Below are 18,677 nucleotides of genomic sequence, written 5' to 3'. Positions count from 1 at the left end.
TATGGCAAAATCAAACAATCAGAAGGCGAAGATCCTGTACCTTGAAAAAATGCTGCGGGAAACAGGGGAGCATCGGGTAATATCTATGCAGAAGATCCTTGAGAATCTTGAGAAACAGGGAATCCGTGCAGAGCGAAAGAGCATTTATGATGATGTGGAGGTATTACGTTCTTTTGGAATGGATATCCGTTATACAAGAGAACGGCCGGGTGGGTATTATCTTGCCGGTGAGAGTGCCGGAGAGGAACAGCCGTCTGAAGAACCCGGGCTGACTGCGGAAGCTAAGGAGATTCATGAAACTAAAGATATTCATGAGACCTCTGTGACAGGGTACCGGAAGCTTCTTGAGGCTTCAGCTGGAACCATAAAAAAAGAAATAAAACTTCTCTGTACCGGAGCTGTACAGGCGGAGGTGCGTGACTTTTTCGGCACAGATGCAGAATATAAGATGAAAGATAGCGGAGATCTGACGGTAATTGCAGAGCTTCCGGAAAATGGAAAATTCTACGGCTGGCTGACCGGGATGGGCGGCAGTGTACGTATCCTGAAACCCAAGAAATCTGCAGCCGCCTACAGAGACTATCTGAAATTATTGGCAAAGGACTATAAAGGCTTATAGGAGAGATTTGATCATGAAGAAAAAAACAGCAATCCTGCTTGTGGGAGCTTTTGTCTTTACAGCAGCCTTTTCCGGCTGTGGAAAAAACAAAGAGGCGACAGAGGCAGCCAATGAAAGTGTGGAGTCTGAAGACCCGGAAGGAAAAGCCAAAAACAGCAATGATGCAGAGGAAGAAGAAAAAGAAGAAGCAAAAGAAACTGCGGCAGCAGATAAGAAAGTAGGTGTGTTTCTGCCTTCATCAGCAGATGATCCCCGTTGGTCTGCTGATGGAGAAACTCTTCAGAATACACTGGAAGATGATGGATATGATGCAGAGATATTTTGGGCAGATGAAGACAGTGATACGCAGGTATCACAGATCCAGTCCATTCTGGACGATGAAGAGCTTTCTGCACTTGTCATCGCACCTTCAGATGCTTACAGCCTGAACGATGTGCTGGAGCAGGTGTATGAGAAATCTATCCCTGTGATTTCTTACGATCAGCTGATCATGGATACAGATAAGGTCAACTATTATGTTACCTTTAATACAAGAAAAGCCGGAAAAATGGTGGGAGATTCCATCATAAAAAAAATGGATCTGGAGAAAGCCCGGGAAGAAAAGAAAACTCTGACCATTGAGTTCCTTATGGGCTCTCCGGATGATCGTGACGCACTGTTTTTTTATAATGGCGTGATGGAGAAGCTTCAGGAATATTTCGACGACGGAACACTGGTATGTACTTCAGGAAAGCTGACCTTTGATGATACTGCAGTGATGCGTTCCGGAAGAAATACCGCAAAGAATGATATGGCGGAGATCCTTTCTCAGAATTATACAGAGGGTGCGCCGGATATTATCTGCACAGGTGCTGACGACCTTGCACTTGGGGCTGTGAATGCCCTGGAGGATGCAGGACATGTGTCTGGAGAGGATGGCTGGCCTATGATCACAGGAGGCGGCTGTGAGGCAGAAGCAGTGACCGCTGTGATCCAGGGAAAGATTGAGGATGATCTGCTGTTTGATAACCGTGTACTGGCAAATGACTGTGTGACGATGGTGGATGCTCTTCTGAAAGGGGAGAAGCCGGAGATCTCCGATTATGAGCAGTATGACAACGGGACCAAGATCGTGGGAACTGTGACCAGTGATATCCAGCTGATCGATGCAGATAATTATCAGATGCTTGTGGATGACGGATATTATGAAGAGGAAGAGATCATGCCGGAGGCAACTGCCACACCAACGCCGACAGTGACATCGGAAGCTACGGTGACGGAAGAACCGGATATAGATGAAAATACACCGGAAACTGCATCGGCTTCATCGGAAAAGGAAGAAACGGAAATTTCCGGAACACCGACACCGGAGGAAACAGTAACTCCGACACCTTCAGAGAAAGCGGAAAAGGGTGCAGATGCATAGATCAGAAATGATATCATGATCTGGCTGTGATAAAAATAAAAATACTCCCGGAAACAATGTATATAAGTTTCCAGGAGTATTTTTTATGATAAATCTTATTCACGGAAAGTAAGTTTGCCATCAGCAATGGAATCAATGATAGCAAGGGATTCCAGATGGATACCCATGTCACGGATGGTCTGTCCGCCGGACTGGAAACCTTTTTCGATAACGATTCCGGCTCCTTCAAGAGTTGCGCCGGATTTCTTAACGATGTCGATCAGACCGAGAAGTGCACAGCCATTGGCAAGAAAATCATCGATCAGGAGTACGTGATCTTCCGGTCCGAGAAATTTCTTGGAAAGGATCACATCGTAAACTTTCTTGTGGGTGAAAGACTCTACCTTGGTGGTGTACATCTCGCCGTCAAGGTTCACACTCTGTGCTTTCTTGGCAAATACAACCGGTACATGGAAATACTGTGCCGCAATACAGGCAATACCGATACCGGAAGCCTCGATGGTAAGGATCTTGGTGATTGGACAGTGGTCAAAACGTTTCTTGAATTCTTTGCCGACCTCGTTGATCAGGTCAATATCCATCTGATGATTCAGGAAGCTGTCCACTTTTAAAATATTTCCTTCTTTTACTACGCCGTCTGTCAGAATTCTGTCTTTTAAAAGCTGCATGAAATTTATCTCCTTTGATTTATCACATTAATATATGTTTACTGCCCACGGACAGAGCAGTAATATTTTTAATATGTATCATACGACAATATTTGCGTGAGTGCAATTATTTTTGACAAAAAAACATAAAATTATTATAATGGATAGGATGACTAAGAAAGGAACAGGCACAGATGAAAGAGTACGAAGTAATCTGGGAAATTTTTAACAAATGTCCGAGAAATCAGATGCGTGATGTATTTGTGGAAGAAGTGGAGATTGCAGATCCGGAAGCGTATGTGAAACAGAAATTTCAGGGGAAGGATGTCTCCTACGAGAAGACAGTACTGGAAGACGGAACCATCATTTTTGACATTCAGACATCTATGATCCGGCAGCGCTGTTCTTTCACGGAGATCTGAAGGAGGAAATACACATGAAAGAAACACATGTGCACGTTCTCGAGGATGGAACCGTTCTTGAACATACCCACGGGGAACAGGAACATGTGCATACTCACGATGGCACACATCCTCATCATCACAGCCACGCACAGACCAAGGCCGTACTCAACAGACTTTCCAGGGCCATCGGGCATATGGAATCCATTAAGCGTATGGTGGAGGAAGGACGTGACTGCAGCGAAGTGCTGATCCAGCTATCAGCCGTAAAATCTGCGATCAATAATACAGGCAAGATCATCCTGCAGGATCATATAGAACACTGCATCGTGGATGCAGTGGAGCATGGAGACAGGGATGCTATCAAGGAACTGGAAAAAGCGATCGACAGATTTATGAAGTAAGGTAAGGAGTTCATGAGAGCTCATGAATGAGAAAATGCACGGACAGAGAGCCAGTTCTGTCTGTGTAAATACAAAGAATGAGAGGAATCTATTATGGCAAAAGAGTGTAGCAATACATCCTGCAACAAATCAAGCTGTGAAGGCTGCGGACAGAAACAGCCCCAGAGCCTCATGGCAGAACCAAACGTTTTTTCTGACGTAAAACATGTGATCGGAGTTGTCAGCGGAAAGGGAGGCGTGGGTAAATCCTTCGTAACAGGCTCCATGGCAAACCTGATGGCTTCCAAGGGATATAAAGTGGGCATTATGGATGCTGATATCACCGGTCCGTCCATCCCGAAGATGTATGGCATCAAGGGCAATGCACAGGGCAGTGACAATGGGATCTATCCGATGCCAACTGCAAACGGAATCGAGGTTATGTCTGTAAACCTTCTTCTCCCGGATGAGGAGACACCGGTGATCTGGAGAGGTCCGGTCCTTGCAAATATGGTAAAACAGTTCTGGAGTGATGTGATCTGGGGTGAATTGGATTATCTCTTTGTAGATATGCCGCCAGGAACCGGAGATGTTCCGCTGACAGTATTCCAGTCCCTGCCGATCGAGGGTGTCGTGATCGTTACTTCTCCGCAGGATCTGGTCCGCATGATCGTCAAGAAGGCCTATAACATGGCTGATATGATGAAGGTTCCGGTCCTTGGAATCGTGGAGAACTATAGCTATGTGAAATGTCCGGACTGCGGAAAAGAGATCAAGGTCTTTGGCGAGAGCCATATCGATGAGATCGCTGCAGAACTGAAGGTTCCGGTCCTGGGCAAGATGCCGATTGACGTGAAGCTTGCAGAGCTTGCAGACAGCGGCCTGTTCAGTAAGATCGAGAATGAGTATATCACTGCGGCAGCAGACGTGATGCCGAAGGCTGAAGCGTAAGTAATAAGAATAATATCTGACCGATATCAATAACAGAAAAGACCACCGGAATTGAGTACATAAGGATCGTAATAACCTTATGGCAGATTCCGGTGGCTTTTTTACTGAATCAGGGAAGTATCCTGCTTCGATCGCGAAAAGCAGTAAGCGGCAGGAACTTGATCGTATTAGATCTGGGAAAAATATTTAAGAAAGCACTGGGCAGCCTGGGAAAGCTGCAGTGCTTCATGATGAGCGATCACGGCACTTCTTGCGGGCAGAGGTGTTTTCAGATGGACAGGTTCTAGACCCGGACGGTTGCGGAGCATATAATCCGGGATACAGGCAATACCAAGTCCGATCTCTGCAAGATCGATCAGCAGATCGTTGCTGTTCAGTTCAACCTCAGGCAACAGCTTCAGTCCCTGGGCTGCAAACACCTGATGAAGATATTCGCTGGTGGTACTCTTTGGAGCGAGCATCAGGATGGGATAATCCAGAAGATTTTCCATGGAAAGAGGCGATTTGCCCATGGTGAAATAGTCCGGATTTGCCACGAAGATATCCCGGAATTCCAGCACAGTCTGAAGCTTGGTGTGGGCTGAAAGCCGGGAATTCGGGTAGTTGGTGACAATCAGCTCAGCCTGGCCGTTTTCCAGAAGTTCCGCACATCCGATGGAGGTACTGTTGATGATCTTGATCCGTACCTCCGGATGATCCTTGTGGAAACGGCGGAGATAGGGGATGAGAAAATAGCGGCACAGAGTATCGCTGGCACCGATCCGCAGCTGACCGGTAAGATTTCCTTCTCCGGAAAGGACAGCCTCTCCCTCGTTTAGCATGGAAAGGGCCGGCTTTACATGCTGGAGAAGAAGCTCTCCCTCCGGAGTCAGGATGACCCGTTTGGTGCTGCGCACAAACAGAGTATGGCCCAGCTTTTTTTCAAGGTTTTTGACGGCCTGGCTTACTGCAGACTGTGAGATAAAAAGCTGTCTGGAAGCCTCCGAAAAGCTCAGCGTCGTGGCCACGTAATAAAACACTTTGTAAAGTTCAAGATTGATATCCATATGTGAAAAATCCTCCGCTTATAAATGATATAAGATATATTAATTTTACTAATGATATTTCCTATGATACTATATTTTCAGCAGAAAAGAAAGACTGAAATGCTTTCTGCACGTTTACCATCCTTATTATCGGATATAGAGAAAGGAGCCTTCTATGAGCAACGTAAGACGTGTGTATGTAGAAAAGAAACCTGCCTTTGCAGTAAAAGCAAAGGAACTGAAACATGAGATCAAACATTATCTTGGTATCAGCACTGTGACAGCAGTCCGTGAGCTGATCCGTTATGACGTGGAGAATATCTCCGATGAAGTATTTGAGAAAGCCTGCAAGACCGTATTTGCAGAGCCGCCGGTAGATGATCTGTATCTTGAAAAATTTGATGTGGCAGAGGGCGCACGTGTATTTTCCGTAGAATTCCTTCCTGGACAGTTTGACCAGAGAGCCGATTCTGCAGTGCAGTGTGTACAGTTCCTGGATGAGAATGCAGCACCGATCATCCGTTCAGCAACTACTTATGTAATCGAAGGAAACGTTACAGATGCAGAGTTTGAGGCAATCAAACATCACTGCATCAACCCTGTGGATTCCCGTGAGACAGGTCTTGAGAAGCCGGAAACACTGGTAACAGTATTCCCGGATCCTGAGGATGTGAAGATTTTTGACGGATTCAAGGATATGGCTGAGGCTGATCTGAAGGAGCTGTACGCTTCTCTGAACCTCGCCATGACATTTAAGGACTTCCAGCATATCCAGAATTATTTCAGAAATGAAGAGAAACGCGATCCTTCCATGACAGAGATCCGTGTTCTGGATACCTATTGGTCTGATCATTGCCGTCATACTACTTTCTCCACAGAGCTTACCAGCGTGAAGTTTGACGAAGGTGATTATAAGACTCCTATTGAAAAAACATACAAAGAATATCTGGATGCCCATAAGGATATGTACAAGGGACGTGATGATAAGTTTGTCTGCCTGATGGATCTTGCACTTATGGCAATGAAGAAACTGAAAGCAGAAGGCAAGCTTGCAGACCAGGAAGAGTCTGATGAGATCAATGCCTGCAGTATCGTGGTACCGGTGGACGTGGACGGGAAAGAAGAAGAGTGGCTGATCAACTTCAAGAACGAGACACACAACCATCCGACGGAGATCGAGCCTTTTGGTGGTGCGGCAACCTGCCTTGGCGGAGCCATCCGTGATCCGCTTTCCGGACGTACCTATGTATATCAGGCAATGCGTGTGACAGGTGCAGCAGATCCTACCGTATCCGTAAAGGAAACTCTGAAGGGTAAACTTCCGCAGAAGAAGCTTGTCCGCAGCGCAGCCCACGGCTACAGTTCCTACGGAAACCAGATCGGTCTTGCAACCGGTGCTGTAAAAGAAATCTATCATCCGGACTACGTTGCAAAACGTATGGAGATCGGTGCGGTTATGGGTGCGGCTCCGAGACGTGCGGTCATCCGTGAAAATTCCGACCCTGGAGATATCATCATCCTTCTTGGCGGACGTACCGGTCGTGACGGTATCGGCGGTGCAACCGGTTCCTCCAAGGTCCACACAGAGGCTTCCATCGAGGTCTGCGGCGCTGAGGTGCAGAAAGGTAACGCGCCTACCGAGCGTAAGATCCAGAGGATGTTCCGCAGAGAGGAAGTCAGCCATATCATCAAGAAATGTAACGACTTTGGTGCAGGCGGTGTTTCCGTTGCCATCGGCGAGCTGGCACCGGGACTTCAGATCGACCTCGACAAGGTTCCGAAAAAATACGCAGGTCTTGACGGCACTGAGATCGCCATCTCTGAGTCTCAGGAGCGTATGGCTGTTGTAGTTGACCCGAAAGATGTGGATACTTTCCTGAAATTTGCAAATGAAGAGAATCTCGAGGCAATTCCGGTTGCAGTTGTAACGGAGGAGCCACGCCTTGTCCTTAACTGGAGAGGAAAAGAAATCGTAAATATCTCCCGTGCATTCCTGGATACCAACGGTGCACATCAGGAGACCTCCGTTGAGGTTGAGATCCCGTCAAAGGACGGAAATCTTTTCGAGGAACGTCCGGATGTAACAGATGTAAAGAAAAAATGGATGGATACTCTTGCTGACCTGAATGTATGCTCACAAAAGGGTCTTGTGGAGATGTTTGACGGCTCCATCGGCGCAGGCAGTGTATTTATGCCTCACGGTGGCAAATATCAGCTGACAGAGACACAGTCCATGGTTGCAAAGGTTCCGGTACAGAACGGAAAAACAGAGACTGTTACCATGATGAGCTACGGCTTTGATCCATACCTTTCCTCATGGAGTCCGTATCATGGAGCTGCCTACGCAGTAACCGAGTCTGTTGCCAAGATCGTTGCAACCGGTGGTGACTATAAGAAGATCCGTTTCACCTTCCAGGAATACTTCCGTCGTATGACAGAAGATCCTAAGAGATGGAGCCAGCCGTTCTCCGCACTGCTTGGTGCTTATGCGGCACAGATCGGATTCGGCCTTCCTTCCATCGGCGGTAAGGACAGTATGTCCGGAACCTTCAATGACATTGATGTTCCTCCGACACTGGTGTCCTTCGCAGTGGATGTTGCAAAGGTAAAAGATGTGATCACACCGGAGCTCAAAAAAGCAGGAAGCAAGCTGGTATGGCTCCGTGCACCGAAGGATTCCTATGATCTTCCGGATTACCCGGCTCTTATGGAGCAGTATGATAAATTACACCAGGATATCCAGGCAGGCCGTGTGATCTCCGCATATGCACTTGACCGTCATGGAATCGCTGCTGCAGTCAGCAAGATGGCCTTTGGTAACGGCATGGGTGTAAAGATCGAGCATAACCTTGATCCAAGAGATTTCTTTGCTCCGGCATTCGGCGATATCATCTGTGAGGTTCCGGATGGAAAAGTCGGTGAGCTTGCCATTACCTATACTGTGATCGGTGAGGTTACGGATAATGCGAAGTTCACCTACGGTGATACAGAGATCACTCTGAAAGAGGCGCTTTCCACATGGGAAGGAACTCTGGAGAATGTATTTAAAACAGCAGCAGGAACCGAGGACGTCAAGGCAGATGACGGTTCCCTTTACAAAGCAGACAGCATCTATGTATGCAAACATAAGGTTGCAAAACCGCGTGTATTTATTCCGGTATTCCCTGGAACAAACTGCGAGTATGACAGCACCCGTGCATTTGAGAGAGCAGGCGCCGAGGTAGACGTAAAGGTATTCAAGAACCTTACAGCAGAAGATATCCATGATTCTGTAGAGCTCTTTGAGAAAGCCATCGATCAGGCACAGATGATCATGTTCCCGGGCGGCTTCTCAGCCGGAGATGAGCCGGACGGATCCGCGAAATTCTTTGCTACCGCGTTCCAGAACGAGAAGATCAAGGAGGCAGTTATGAAGCTCCTCAATGAGCGTGATGGTCTTGCTCTCGGTATCTGCAACGGATTCCAGGCACTGATCAAACTGGGACTGGTACCGTACGGTGAGATCTGCGGACAGAAAGAGGATTCTCCGACACTGACCTACAACACTATTGGACGCCACGTATCCAAGATGGTTTACACCAAGGTTGTCAGCAACAAGTCTCCATGGCTTCAGAAAGCACAGCTTGGCGGCGTATACTGTAATCCGGCTTCTCATGGTGAGGGACGTTTTGTCGCAAATGATGAGTGGCTGAAGAAACTCAAGGAAAATGGACAGATCGCAACAGAGTATGTACCGGTAGATGAGACAGGATATGAGGGTGAGTTTAACGTAAACGGCTCTTATATGAACATCGAGGGTATCACAAGCCCGGATGGACGTGTTCTCGGAAAGATGGCACACAGTGAGCGTCGTGACGCAGGCGTGGCTGTCAATATTTACGGAGAGCAGGATATCAAGATTTTCGAATCTGGTGTTGAGTACTTCAGATAATACCAGGGGGAAAAGGTCAAAAAGTCGTTCGTGCTTGCACGATAAGACTTTTGAACTTGGACCCCGCCAAACATGAGGAAGTAGCAATTTACGTAGTAAATTAGCGGATTCCGAATGTTTGAGGATTGCGTGAGCTGCGTGCAGCGGAGCAATCCGGGAGTATCAAGTTATGGGCAATACTTTGCCCATAACATCCTTACAGTGGCAGGGGATTTCAGACCTCCCTGCCACTGTAAAAATACAAAAAAGCATATATTTGTTACTGTTCAAGGGTTAGCTGGACTTAAGAAGACCGATGGTGTAAACTGGTAATAGTTAGAGCCATCGGTCTTCTTTATCCAAATATCCTGGACACTCTGTCAAATATATTTGCCGGTTCTTCCCGGCGCATCAAAACAAGCATGCTCATGCATTGACAGAGGTAATCGATGCTTTCGAAACTTCTGAATGTCACGGCCTGCGCCTGTTTCCGCTTATAATTCCGCAAAAGCCTTTCGGCTTCGTTATTCGTGGCAGGTACCCGGAGATCATGCAGGAACAGCAGATGGTTCCGCATGTATTTCTCCATTCTCAGGAATAGATTGTACCCGTCTCTGTAATAATCATTTGCCGGAATGTCCCCGTATTCTCTTCTGGCTGTTTCCAGTACTGCCTGGTATCTTTTTTCAAATCCGGAGATCGTCTTTGGATCCGGCTTATGGGGCAGCTGGATTCCATTTCGGAAATGGATCATTTCCTGTAGCAGTGAACGCATTTCTTTGTTCCAGATACGGTCCGGCTCATTCTCTATGCTGTCTTTCAGGTATCGCAGCACATGGGCAAGACATTCCTGGTGATCTGCTCCATAATTATAAAAAGTAACATCGTGATCGTGCACAAGGATCCCCTGATAATCCTCAGTGACCGTCCCTTTTATCCCTTCATGCCCTTTTTTCTCACGGGCAAAGTACAGGACTTTTCCATCCGGTACTGCACAGACGTATACATGACAGCTTTTTCCGTTTTCTTTCGCATTTGTACAGTCTGTATGCATGACGGGAGAAAGCAGCATATCTGCATATGTGGCCCTGCGTTCAGGCACAGTTTTTAAAGCAAACTCCCTGCTGAGTTTGCTTATCATCCCCTTGGAGATATTCAGTTTCCCGCCTGTCAGATCTGACAGGAATTTCCTGCTCTTGTCAATAGAAACACAGCAGTCATTGTTCAGAAGGAACAGGAATGCCCGGATACTTCCGTCATAATTCACTTCATCCACAACCCCGTCTGGAAATGCAGCATGCACCCGTTCACCTGTCTTTGTGTTGTAGTAAATATCTGCATGATATTCCACCACATTCAGGAGCACCTGGATGCCCATCATCTGTTTTATGATCGTTCTGCCGGTCTTTTTGAAATCACTGTCTTCCAGGACTTTTTCCGGTGCAGGAAGAAGGATAACCGGCTGTGTGGGTTCCTGTTTTTTTCTGCGGTGGCCGGGATGCCCCGGCTGACCGCCCGGTTTCCGTCCTGTTTTTTCCCTGCTGTTTGCGATCTTTTTCCGTTTGATCGACTTAGAGGAAGGAATAGCGGAGTTTTCATAGTCACGATTGATCTGTGCACGCAGTTTCAGGTTTTTCCCCCGTTCTTCTTCCAGTTCAGCAGCTGTTTCATAATACTGCAGACGGATCTCTTTTGCTTTATCCAGTGCATCATCCCGCTGTTTTTCAGCATCCAGTGCACGCTTTTCCATTTTTTTCAGTTCCTGCTCAGCCTTTCTTTTTGCCTGTTCAAGTTCCCTCTGCATATCTTCCAGTACCTGAAACCAATAATTACGGACACGGATCGTTTCTCTATGGGCGGCTGCCAGATCCTGCGTTAATCTCCGGAGCTTCCGTTCATAAGCCATGTATTCTTTTTGGTGAAGTTCCTGAAGATGGATATATCTTTCTCCAGATTCCAGCTCTTTAATTCTGGTCTGTGCTGCTTTCAGCCGGCACAGAAGTGTAATGTAATCATAAGTATCCGGCATGTATGTTCCTCCAGAAGTGTTCGGGTCAGATGTCGCTTATGATATCTGTGATCTTTGAGATATGATCTTCCAGATATTCGATCATTTTTTTCTGTTCCTGGATTAGTCCTTTCTGGATCTCAATCACTCTGAGATATTCGGCAAGAAGCTCATCCTGTTTTCTGATCTCTTCTTTTAAATCAATGTCCATAAGGCAGCCCTCTCTTTCTTATAGAGAAGTATAACAGAAACATGGGAAAAAAGCGAATTTCCAGGAATTGTCCTTTCGTCGATATGACTGTGGATAAGCAGGTATTTTGTATCTTGAAAAATAAGGACTATATGGTAAGGCTATAAAAAAAATGTACTGTGTAAAATAAAATCCGGTGGATAACTCTTCAAAAAAGAAACAGCAGGAAAGACTATAAACATAATTTTTCCTACTGGAACTGGTTATCCACAAAACAAAAAAATAAATTTCATCACTTTTTACAATGGACTATGCATACCCTTGAACAGTAACATATATTTTTTAAAAAATTAAAAAAAGTGAAAAAAACTGTTGACACAAGTCACAAACCATTATATAATAGCAAAGCGAGTTGCGGAACGGAAGAGTTCCTAAGACGAACAACTGTTATGGGATCTTAGCTCAGCTGGGAGAGCATCTGCCTTACAAGCAGAGGGTCATAGGTTCGAGCCCTATAGGTCCCATGTTACAAAAAGATATGGCGAGATAGCTCAGTTGGCTAGAGCACACGGTTCATACCCGTGGTGTCGAGGGTTCGAATCCCCCTCTCGCTATTTATATGGGATCTTAGCTCAGCTGGGAGAGCATCTGCCTTACAAGCAGAGGGTCATAGGTTCGAGCCCTATAGGTCCCATGTTACAAAAGAATATGGCGAGATAGCTCAGTTGGCTAGAGCACACGGTTCATACCCGTGGTGTCGAGGGTTCGAATCCCCCTCTCGCTACTTAACAAAAGGTCTGAAGATTCAATTTTATTGGGTTTTTGGACTTTTTTTGTTATAAAATTCCGGCTGCCTGTGGTAAGACCAGATGTGAAAAGTTAAGATTGACATTTTACATCGTTTTTTTTATCATAGTAAAAGAATAGACATAACGAATCATTTCGGGAAATGAGGATTGTATAGTGAAAAAAAGAATGCTTTTTGTTTTCAACCCCAAAGCAGGAAAAGGAAGAATCAAGATGCATCTGCTGGACATTGTGGATATCTTTAATAAAGGTGGGTACGAAGTGATCATCCGTGCCACGCAGGGACCGAAGGATGCTTATGAACAGGTGAAGGAATATGCAGATCAGGTAGATCTGATCGCCTGCAGTGGAGGTGACGGTACACTGGATGAGGTGGTTACCGGAATCGTGGAAGTGGGCAGCCAGACACCGATCGGGTATATCCCTGCAGGAAGCACCAATGATTTTGCCAACAGTCTGTTTATGCCGAAGAGTATGACTGCAGCTGCCTCCATGATCATGGAGGAGCAGATCTATCACTGTGACATCGGTAAATTTAATAACCAGACATTTGCCTATGTGGCTGCGTTTGGACTGTTTACCAATGTTTCCTATGAGACAGACCAGGATCTGAAAAATATCCTGGGACATGTTGCCTATGTGCTGGAAGGGATGAAGCAGCTTTTTGAGGTGAAATCCTATCATCTGAAGGTAACCTCCGATGAGCTGACAGTGGAGAATGATTTTATCTACGGTATGATCAGCAATTCCAGATCTGTAGGCGGATTTAAGAATCTTACCGGAAAAAACGTGGATATGAATGACGGACTGTTTGAGGTGACACTGATCACCAATCCGAAGAATCCGCTGGAGCTTCAGGAGATCATGACTGCGCTTCTTACTGCAGAGGATAATACAGATCTGATCTATTCTTTTAAGTCTGCGCATGTTGTGATAGAGTCAGAGGAGGCTGTTCCGTGGACGCTGGATGGAGAGTTCGGTGGAGATCAGACCCGTGTGGAAATCGATAATCTTCATGAGGCCATGAACCTTTATCTTACCAGCAGTAAGAAACAGAAAAAAAGCCGGCTGAACCAGAAAATGCAGGAGATCAAGGAGATTACCCAGAAGAGCGAAGAATGATCCGAGTATCCGAAGACAAGGTGATCATACAGAGGTGAAAATGTCTTTCCTCATAAGAAAGACTGGATATACAGGAACGAAAAGGAGGAAGAAATGGGAGATTATATCAACGTAAAGGAAATCTTTGGCTGCGATGTATTTAACGATTCTGTTATGCAGGACCGTTTGCCGAAGAAGGTATACCGCGAACTGAAAAAGACAATAGAAGAGGGTAAGGAGCTGTCCATGGAGATCGCTGATGTGGTTGCACATGAGATGAAGGAATGGGCTATTGAGAAAGGTGCTACTCATTATTGTCACTGGTTTCAGCCGCTGACAGGTGTTACTGCCGAGAAACATGACGCATTTGTCACAGCGCCAAGAGAGGACGGAAAGGTACTCTTAAGCTTTTCTGGCAAGGAGCTGATCAAGGGTGAGCCGGATGCATCCTCATTTCCATCCGGAGGACTTCGTGCAACATTCGAGGCAAGAGGCTATACAACATGGGATTGCACATCACCTGCCTTTGTACGTCATGACGCAGCCGGCGGGATCTTATGTATCCCCACAGCATTCTGCTCCTACACAGGAGAGGCGCTTGACCAGAAAACACCGCTTCTTCGTTCCATGGAAGCGGTCAATACACAGGCGCTTCGACTTCTTCGTCTTTTCGGAAATACAACATCAAAAAAAGTAACTCCTTCCGTTGGAGCTGAGCAGGAGTATTTCCTGGTTGATAAGGAGAAATGGCTCCAGAGAAAAGACCTGATCTATACAGGAAGAACTCTTTTCGGTGCTATGCCGCCGAAGGGACAGGAGATGGATGACCACTATTTCGGAACCATCCGTCAGAGAATCTCCGCATACATGAAGGAAGTCAACGAGGAGTGCTGGAAGCTGGGCGTAACAGCAAAGACACAGCACAATGAGGTTGCACCTGCACAGCATGAGCTGGCACCGATCTACGCACCGGTAAATATTGCAGCAGATCACAACCAGATCATGATGCGTATCCTCAAAAAAGTTGCAAGCCGCCATGGTATGCGCTGCCTGCTTCATGAGAAACCGTTTGCAGGAGTTAACGGTTCCGGTAAGCACAACAACTGGTCCCTGACAACGGATGACGGGATCAACCTTCTTGAGCCGGGAAAAACTCCTCATGAGAATATCCAGTTCCTTCTTGTTCTCACCTGTATCCTGAAAGCCGTTGATGAGCATGCAGATCTTCTGAGAGAGTCTGCAGCAGACGTTGGAAACGATGAACGTCTCGGAGGAAACGAGGCACCGCCGGCAGTTATCTCCGTATTCCTTGGTGAGCAGCTTCAGGATGTTCTGGAGCAGCTGATCAGCACAGGTACCGCCACACACAGTAAGACCGGCGAGATCCTGGATACCGGTGTTAAGACACTTCCGGATTTTATGAAGGATGCTACAGACCGAAACAGAACATCACCGTTTGCGTTCACAGGAAACAAATTTGAGTTCCGTATGGTTGGTTCCCGTGATTCCATTTCCGAGTGCAACGTAGTTCTGAACACGATCGCAGCAGAAGTATTCCGCGATGCATGCGACCGTCTGGAAGCAGCAGACGATTTTGATACTGCAGTACATGACCTGATCAAGGAGTATGCGATCCAGCATCAGCGTATTGTATTCAACGGAAACGGATATGCACCGGAGTGGGAGGCAGAGGCAAAGAGACGTGGACTTCCGATCCTTCCGTCCATGGTAGATGCCATTCCTGCGCTGACTACAGATAAGGCTGTGAAGCTTTTTGAATCCTTTAATGTATTTACAAGAGCAGAGCTTGAGTCCAGAGCAGAGATCCAGTATGAAGGCTATGCAAAGGCTATCAACATTGAGGCCAAGACCATGGTGGATGTAGCTACCAAGCAGATCATCCCGGCAGTGATCCGTTATACAACGGTTCTTGCAGAGTCCATCAATTCTGTGAAAGCAGTGAGCGCAGCGCTTGATGTCAGTGTACAGACAAGTCTTCTGGAAAAATCCTCCGCACTTCTTGCTGAGACCAAGACAGCTATGGATAAGCTTTCCGGACTGATCGCTGAGTCGGAATCCCATGAAGAGGGACGTGACCGTGCTGTATTCTTCAGAGAGAGCGTGGTACCGGCAATGCAGGCTTTAAGAAAACCTGTAGACGAGCTTGAGATGATCGTAGATAAAGATATGTGGCCGATGCCATCCTACGGTGATCTGATCTTTGAGGTATGATCGGTTAAATAAAATACAGGAAATAAGAGATGTTCCCTGGGTGCAGCGGCATCTTTGAAATCAAATGACGGGACAGATGTAAGATCTGTCCCGTTTTTTACCTGGTGGAGAAAAAATCTGTAAGCGGTTATCCGTCATAGGATCATATAATAACTGCGGATGAGGATATCTGCGGTATTCAATCAGATTCAGGAGTAAGTATATATGATAGAATTAGAATTTTTAAAAGAACAGAACGTTTCCGAAAGCCTGATCCACGGCATCGAGGAATTTCGAAAAAATTATAACGTTGATAAGGGGGCTGCAGCCAGAGTTACCAGACCGTCTATACCGTTCTACGGAAAAGAAATCCTGGAAATGGCCATTGCAGGACTTTTGGAAGGAGAAAATCTTCTTCTTGCAGGCCCAAAGGCCACGGGAAAAAATATCCTGGCAGAAAATCTGGCATATGCTTTTGGCCGCCCGGTTTATAATGTATCTTTCCATGTCAATACAAACAGCGGAGACCTGATCGGAACGGATACCTTTGTAAACAATGAAGTCTGCCTCCGAAAGGGCAGCATCTATCAGTGTGCCGAGTATGGTGGCTTCGGTATTCTGGATGAGATCAATATGGCAAAGAACGATGCGGTCTCTGTCCTTCATGCAACTCTGGACTATCGCCGCTCCATTGATGTTCCGGGCTATGACCGGATCGACCTTCATCCTGCGGCACGTTTTATCGGAACCATGAACTACGGATATGCAGGAACAAAGGAGCTGAACGAAGCTCTGGTTTCTCGTTTCCTGGTGATCGATATGCCAGCGCAGACAGAAGAAACCCTGGGATTTATTTTCCGCAAAATGTTCCCGGAGGCAAAGGAAAAGGCAGTGGAACAGTTTATCGGTGTATTTATGGATCTTCAGAAGAAATCCGTAAACAGTGAGATCTCCACAAAAGCGCTGGATCTTCGAGGACTTCTGGCTGCCATGAAGATTGTTCGTGCAGGACTTTCTCCCCTGGCAGCAGTGCAGATGGGAGTGGTGAACAAAACCTTCGATATTTTTGAAAAGGAGATCGTGGACGATGTAGTCCGTACAAGGATCCCGGAAGAGTGGACAAAGGACGATGTCTATGCATAAAGATCTGACAGAAGAACTTTCTATAGAAGATTACAAGATGGAGCTGGAAAACCGGATCCGTAATCTCCTCTGGACGGTAAGCGGCGACTATACACTGGATGTGAAGCCGGATGTATCGCTGTTTCTCCGCTCAAAAGAGATCGCTCTTTACGATGGGATCAAACAGGGGGCTTTTGCCAGATATTTTGACAAAAATCTGCTTGGCCTTTATCTTGTAAAAAAAATCTATCTGGATGCCTCTGAGACGGAGCTGACCGGGCTGACACAGCTCTGTATCGAAGCGGCAGTGGGAGAGCGGATCTGTGAAGAGCGCCCCGGGGTTCGCCGCATGAGAAAAAAAGCTCTGGAAGATATCCTGGATCAGGAATATGAAACCCTGCCTTTCTACGATAAGCTGTTAGACAGGCTGAAAATTGCAGTATTCCGTGATGTACTTACAGGAAGCGTACAGCCTCTGGAGAAAAAACTGTCTGCATTCCGGGATCAGATCTATGCCTGCGCAGAAAGCAGAGACACCATGGAACTGATTCGGATCATCGACAGCCTCTATAATGCGGTCATCGATCCGGACTTTGAGAAGAAAAACGGTTCCCTTGAACGGGTAATGGCGGTGACGCTGGAAGAACTGACGGAATTTGGATGGGAAGACTATCTTAATGAAGAGATGTATGAGGAAGCTCTGGAAAATTACGTGGAAAAGCTCACAGACCGGATGACAGATATTGAAGATTCCTCACTGACACAGGATATGGAAGAAAAACGTAAGGTGAAAAACAAGATCACGGTGATTTCAGAGGAAGCTCTTCAGAAAGCTCATACCTATGTGGAACTGAATTTTGGAAAAACCTATCTCACACCTGCGGAAGAAAAAAGAATGAACCATCTTATGTGCCGGGGAATACACGGAGACTGCAGCCTGTATTTTACAGAAGGAATCCTGAAAAATCCGGTTCGTGATAATTATCAGTACCAGTATGCAAAGCGTCTGCGTAATAAGAACATATGGGTCTATCATGACAAGCACAGAATTGCAAAACGAAATATTGCCATATTGACTGAACTCCTGAAAAAAGCACTGGTGATCCGAAGTGAAAACCAGGAAGTCCTATCAGACCGGGGAACTATCGTTCCTTCCAGGCTGTGGCGTATAGGCAGAAGCGGTGAGGCAAATCTTTTTAAGAGGATTCTTCGTGGAGACAATACGGATTTTGTGGTGGATATACTGATCGATGCCAGTGGTTCACAGATGAGCCGACAGGGAGATGTGGCACTGCAGGCTTATATGATCAGCTCTGCCCTGAGTAATGTGGACATTCCTCATCGGGTTATGAGCTACTGCACATTCTGGGATCATACGATCCTGCACAGGTTCCGGGAATATGATGATCCGGTTTCGGCGGATGAGGATATTTTCAATTATGTGACTTCCTCCAATAATCGGGACGGGCTTGCCATAAAAGCAGCGGGATACAGTCTTTTGCAGAGGGAAGAGGAAAAAAAGATCCTGATCATCTTAAGTGACGGACGCCCCTACGATGTGATCATAAACCGCCCCAATGCAAAAAATCCGGCCCCTTATCAGGGAAAATATGCCATTTCAGATACTGCAACAGAGGTGCGGCGTCTTCGGAGCCAGGGCGTCAGTGTTCTGGGGGTATTTGCAGGTGAAGAGAAGGATCTTCCGGCGGAAAAGAAGATTTTTGGAAAGGATTTTGCCTATATCCGGGATATCGGAAATTTCTCGAAGATCGTAGGGCGATATCTGACAAAACAGCTGGAAACGGACAACTGAAAAAAAAAAGTATTTTATTTTAAATGTATAATATTCAATTGTAAGGAATAAGGTCACTATGTTAGCATAAAAGCTGCATAGTGA

Annotated in this window: 14 protein-coding genes and 4 tRNA genes; 14 read left to right on the top strand and 4 right to left on the bottom strand. The window is 46.3% G+C overall.

The features are described 5' to 3' along the window. Position 1 precedes the first annotated feature (1 nt). Positions 2-619: a WYL domain-containing protein gene (locus DWW77_RS09615; protein ID WP_118608602.1), complete on the top strand. Its 618-nt coding sequence runs from the start codon at positions 2-4 to the stop codon at positions 617-619. Positions 620-632: 13 nt separating this feature from the next. Next, positions 633-2,024, top strand: a complete 1,392-nt coding sequence (locus DWW77_RS09610) for a substrate-binding domain-containing protein (RefSeq protein ID WP_118608601.1) — start codon at positions 633-635, stop codon at positions 2,022-2,024. A gap of 95 nt (positions 2,025-2,119) precedes the next feature. Here the strand turns inward: DWW77_RS09610 and DWW77_RS09605 are convergent, their stop codons facing one another. Further along, positions 2,120-2,692, bottom strand: a complete 573-nt coding sequence (locus DWW77_RS09605; RefSeq protein ID WP_015526955.1) for a xanthine phosphoribosyltransferase — start codon at positions 2,690-2,692, stop codon at positions 2,120-2,122. A gap of 173 nt (positions 2,693-2,865) precedes the next feature. On the opposite strand from DWW77_RS09605, the gene DWW77_RS09600 reads away from it, so the two are divergent. From DWW77_RS09600 to DWW77_RS09590, 3 genes are all read left to right on the top strand, one after another. Then, complete coding sequence (locus DWW77_RS09600) at positions 2,866-3,093, top strand: hypothetical protein (RefSeq protein WP_015526956.1); 228 nt, start codon at positions 2,866-2,868, stop codon at positions 3,091-3,093. 14 nt (positions 3,094-3,107) lie between these two features. Beyond that, positions 3,108-3,476, top strand: coding sequence for a metal-sensing transcriptional repressor (locus DWW77_RS09595; protein ID WP_015526957.1), 369 nt, complete (start codon positions 3,108-3,110; stop codon positions 3,474-3,476). Positions 3,477-3,569: 93 nt separating this feature from the next. Next, a complete protein-coding gene (locus tag DWW77_RS09590; RefSeq protein ID WP_118608600.1) occupies positions 3,570-4,406 on the top strand; it encodes an Mrp/NBP35 family ATP-binding protein in 837 nt (278 codons plus the stop codon). 167 nt (positions 4,407-4,573) lie between these two features. Here the strand turns inward: DWW77_RS09590 and DWW77_RS09585 are convergent, their stop codons facing one another. Continuing rightward, positions 4,574-5,452, bottom strand: a complete 879-nt coding sequence (locus DWW77_RS09585; RefSeq protein ID WP_021650784.1) for a LysR family transcriptional regulator — start codon at positions 5,450-5,452, stop codon at positions 4,574-4,576. A gap of 154 nt (positions 5,453-5,606) precedes the next feature. On the opposite strand from DWW77_RS09585, the gene DWW77_RS09580 reads away from it, so the two are divergent. Continuing rightward, on the top strand, positions 5,607-9,362 hold the full coding sequence (locus tag DWW77_RS09580; RefSeq protein WP_118608599.1) for a phosphoribosylformylglycinamidine synthase: 3,756 nt from the start codon (positions 5,607-5,609) through the stop codon (positions 9,360-9,362). A 334-nt stretch (positions 9,363-9,696) separates the two neighbouring features. On the opposite strand, the gene DWW77_RS09575 is transcribed toward DWW77_RS09580, so the two are convergent. Both DWW77_RS09575 and DWW77_RS18055 read right to left on the bottom strand, forming a co-directional pair. Next, entirely contained in the window at positions 9,697-11,370 is a 1,674-nt protein-coding gene (locus DWW77_RS09575; protein WP_117640293.1) for an IS66 family transposase, read from the bottom strand. 25 nt (positions 11,371-11,395) lie between these two features. Continuing rightward, a complete protein-coding gene (locus tag DWW77_RS18055; RefSeq protein WP_173906393.1) occupies positions 11,396-11,560 on the bottom strand; it encodes a hypothetical protein in 165 nt (54 codons plus the stop codon). A gap of 430 nt (positions 11,561-11,990) precedes the next feature. Between DWW77_RS18055 and DWW77_RS09570 the strand changes: the two genes are divergently transcribed. The 8 genes from DWW77_RS09570 (at position 11,991) to DWW77_RS09535 (ending at position 18,593) form a co-directional block, all read left to right on the top strand. Continuing rightward, positions 11,991-12,063 (top strand) — tRNA-Val (locus tag DWW77_RS09570). A gap of 16 nt (positions 12,064-12,079) precedes the next feature. Then, a tRNA-Met gene (locus DWW77_RS09565) sits at positions 12,080-12,153 on the top strand. 7 nt (positions 12,154-12,160) lie between these two features. Continuing rightward, positions 12,161-12,233: transfer RNA gene (locus DWW77_RS09560), tRNA-Val, on the top strand. 16 nt (positions 12,234-12,249) lie between these two features. Beyond that, positions 12,250-12,323 (top strand) — tRNA-Met (locus tag DWW77_RS09555). A gap of 179 nt (positions 12,324-12,502) precedes the next feature. Continuing rightward, positions 12,503-13,468 carry a diacylglycerol/lipid kinase family protein gene (locus tag DWW77_RS09550; RefSeq protein WP_059085348.1) on the top strand — a complete coding sequence of 322 codons (966 nt, stop codon included), beginning with the start codon at positions 12,503-12,505 and terminating at the stop codon, positions 13,466-13,468. A gap of 93 nt (positions 13,469-13,561) precedes the next feature. Beyond that, positions 13,562-15,679 (top strand): glutamine synthetase III family protein, encoded by a 2,118-nt coding sequence (locus DWW77_RS09545; protein ID WP_110102533.1) that lies wholly within the window; start codon positions 13,562-13,564, stop codon positions 15,677-15,679. A 204-nt stretch (positions 15,680-15,883) separates the two neighbouring features. Continuing rightward, complete coding sequence (locus DWW77_RS09540; RefSeq protein WP_118608598.1) at positions 15,884-16,801, top strand: AAA family ATPase; 918 nt, start codon at positions 15,884-15,886, stop codon at positions 16,799-16,801. Next, entirely contained in the window at positions 16,794-18,593 is a 1,800-nt protein-coding gene (locus tag DWW77_RS09535) for a vWA domain-containing protein (protein WP_182431211.1), read from the top strand. Before DWW77_RS09540 ends, DWW77_RS09535 begins: the two co-directional genes overlap by 8 nt. The last annotated feature ends 84 nt before the right edge of the window (positions 18,594-18,677 follow it).

Source organism: Ruminococcus sp. AF17-12 (assembly GCF_003479245.1).
GTDB classification, from domain to species: Bacteria; Bacillota; Clostridia; order Lachnospirales; family Lachnospiraceae; genus Blautia_A; species Blautia_A fusiformis.
The sequence above is the reverse complement of the archived record's forward strand: the minus strand, read 5'-3'. Positions and strand labels throughout refer to the sequence as shown.